2 protein-coding genes and 1 pseudogene are annotated in these 2,424 nt (G+C 68.4%); 1 reads left to right on the forward strand and 2 read right to left on the reverse strand.

All coding sequences use genetic code 11. The features are described 5' to 3' along the window. On the reverse strand, positions 1-674 hold a 674-nt coding region (locus tag Q1J79_RS14810; protein ID WP_300301801.1), incomplete at its 3' end, for an aminotransferase class I/II-fold pyridoxal phosphate-dependent enzyme. Between Q1J79_RS14810 and cbiB the strand changes: the two genes are divergently transcribed. Further along, positions 655-1,665, forward strand: a complete 1,011-nt coding sequence (gene cbiB / locus Q1J79_RS14815) for an adenosylcobinamide-phosphate synthase CbiB (protein WP_300301804.1) — start codon at positions 655-657, stop codon at positions 1,663-1,665. The two genes, Q1J79_RS14810 and cbiB, sit on opposite strands and share 20 nt — an antisense overlap. Here the strand turns inward: cbiB and Q1J79_RS14820 are convergent. After that, positions 1,649-2,424 (reverse strand): annotated as a pseudogene (locus Q1J79_RS14820) (cobyric acid synthase CobQ); the annotation flags it as partial. The gene cbiB and the pseudogene Q1J79_RS14820 sit on opposite strands and share 17 nt — an antisense overlap.

Below are 2,424 nucleotides of genomic sequence, written 5' to 3' on the forward strand. Positions count from 1 at the left end.
AGCCGCAGGCCGGCCAGGCCAAAGAACTTGCCGAAGGAGCGCAGGATGATCAGGCCGGCCGCGCCGGCATCGCCGGCCAGGCTGGCCTCCGGCACCATATCGGCAAAGGCCTCGTCGACAACCAGCCAGCCCCCCCCCGCCGTCAGCTCCTGCCGCCAACGCCGTAGCAGATCTGGCCCCAGCGTGCGGCCATCTGGGTTGTTGGGATTCACCGTGACCAGGATATCGGTGTCGGCCAGCGTGCCGGGCAATCCATCCAGTTCGGTGACGCGATGGCCCAGCAGTTTCCAGGCATAGGCATGCTCGGCATAGGTTGGCCCCAGCACCGTCACCCGTGCCGGCGCAAACAGGCGCGGCAATAACTGGATCGCCGCCTGCGTGCCGGGCAGCGCGACGATGCCGGCCCCGGCCGGGCAGCCATAGGCGTTGCGCGCCGCCGCCAGCAGATCGTCCAGCGCAGAAGCGGCCGGCAACCGCGTCCAGTCGTCGGGCGGCAGCGGCGGCAGCGGATAGGCAAACGGGTTGATGCCGGTGCTGAGGTCCAGCCAATCGCCGGCAAAGGCACCCGGCGCGGCTTTCAGCGCACCCAAATCGCCGCCATGGACCGGCGGCATATCCCCGGGGGCAGGTTGACGGGATGGCGAAGCCTCGCCCATGGTGGTGTCGTCTTTCATCGGCGGCGATCTTACGGTGTACCCGGCTGCGATCAACCTCTGGCTTCTTATCATCGCGCTTGGGCTCGATGCCGCTTTCGGCTGGCCGGACGCGCTCTATCGCGTCATCCGGCATCCGGTGGTGTGGATCGGCGCGCTGATCGGCCAACTGGATCGTAGCCTCAACCGCCCGGCCTGGCGCAACTGGCAGCGGCAGATGGCCGGCATCCTTACATTGCTGATCCTGCTCATCGTCTGCGTCGGCGCGGCGGCGATTATCAGTTCCTTCCTGCGCAGCCTGCCCTGGGGCTGGCTGCTCGAGGGCCTGCTGGCCGCCAGCCTGATCGCCCAGCGCAGCCTGTATGATCACGTTGCCGCCGTGGCGCGTGGACTGGAGCAGGATGGCCTGGCCGGCGGCCGCAGGGCCGTGGCCATGATCGTCGGCCGCGATCCCGAAAGCCTGGATGAAGCCGGCGTCAGCCGCGCCGCCATCGAAAGCCTGGCCGAGAATTTCTCCGACGGCGTGGTGGCGCCGGCCGTCTGGCTCGCCCTGCTCGGCCTGCCCGGCATCGTGCTCTACAAGGCGGCCAACACCGCCGACAGCATGATCGGCCACAAGTCGGACAAGTATCGCGCCTTCGGCTGGGCCGCGGCACGTTTCGACGACCTGCTGAACCTGCCCGCCTCGCGGCTTTCGGCCCTGCTGCTGGTCCTTGCCGCGCTGCTGACGCCCAAGGCTTCGCCCGCCGACGCCTTCGCCGCCGTTGAGCGCGATGCCGGGCAACATAAATCGCCCAATGCCGGCTGGCCGGAAGCGGCCATGGCCGGCGCGCTGGGCCTGAAGCTGGCCGGGCCGCGCCGTTACGGCGACCGCTGGGTCGAGGATCACTGGATGGGGCATGGCAGCGAAAATGCCACGGCGGCCGATATCCGCCGCGCCCTGCGGCTGTTTGTCGTCGCCTGCCTGCTGCTGTTCGCTGCGGCCGTGCTGGCGGCTATCGCGCTGCGCTGATCAGCGCATCGACATCCAGATGCCGCTCGATGGCGGCGGCCAGGGCATCCAGCGCACTTTCCACCCCAGCCTCGTAATTGCCCTGCGCCACGTCGCGCCCCCCCAGCAGCGTCAGCCAGGCGGCACGGAAGGCATCGGAGGCAAACAGGCCATGCAGGTAACAGCCAGCAATATTGCCATCGGCCGAGACGGCGCCATCATGCCGATCACCCAGCCGCAGCAGGGGCCGTTCCACATCGGGGCCGGTGGTGCGGCCCACATGCATTTCGTAGCCGCGCACGGCTTCCCCGGTGAAACGCTCGAAGCCCTGCGCCTCGTGCAGGGCCTTGTCGCCGGTCAGTTCGGTTTCGACATCGAGCAGGCCGAGCCCTTCCACGGTTTCCGGCAAGCCTTCGATGCCCTGCGGATCGCTGATACTGCGCCCCAGCATCTGGTAACCGCCGCAGATACCCAGCACGCGACCGCCGCGCCGCAGATGGCCAGCCATATCCACATCCCAGCCCTGTTCGCGCAGGAATTTCAGGTCGGCGATCGTGGCCTTTGATCCGGGCAGGATCACCAGCGCTGCGTCCGCTGGCAGCGGCTGGCCGGCAGGGACAAAAACCAGCGCCACGCCCGCCTGCTGCCGCAGCGGATCAAAGTCGTCGAAATTGGCGATATGGGCCAGGCGCGGCACGGCGATGACGATGCCGCCATCGCTGGCAGCCACATTATCCAGCGCCATGCTGTCCTCGGCCGGCAGGCGCGCCACCTCGGGCA

Origin of the sequence: Ferrovibrio sp. (assembly GCF_029255545.1) — a bacterium.
In the GTDB taxonomy this organism is placed as follows: Bacteria; Pseudomonadota; Alphaproteobacteria; order Ferrovibrionales; family Ferrovibrionaceae; genus Ferrovibrio.

What these genes read in the sequence shown, in the direction of transcription:
- cbiB (WP_300301804.1), top strand. Translation starts at nt 655, where the DNA reads ATGGTGGTGTCGTCTTTCATCGGCGGCGATCTTACGGTGTACCCGGCT.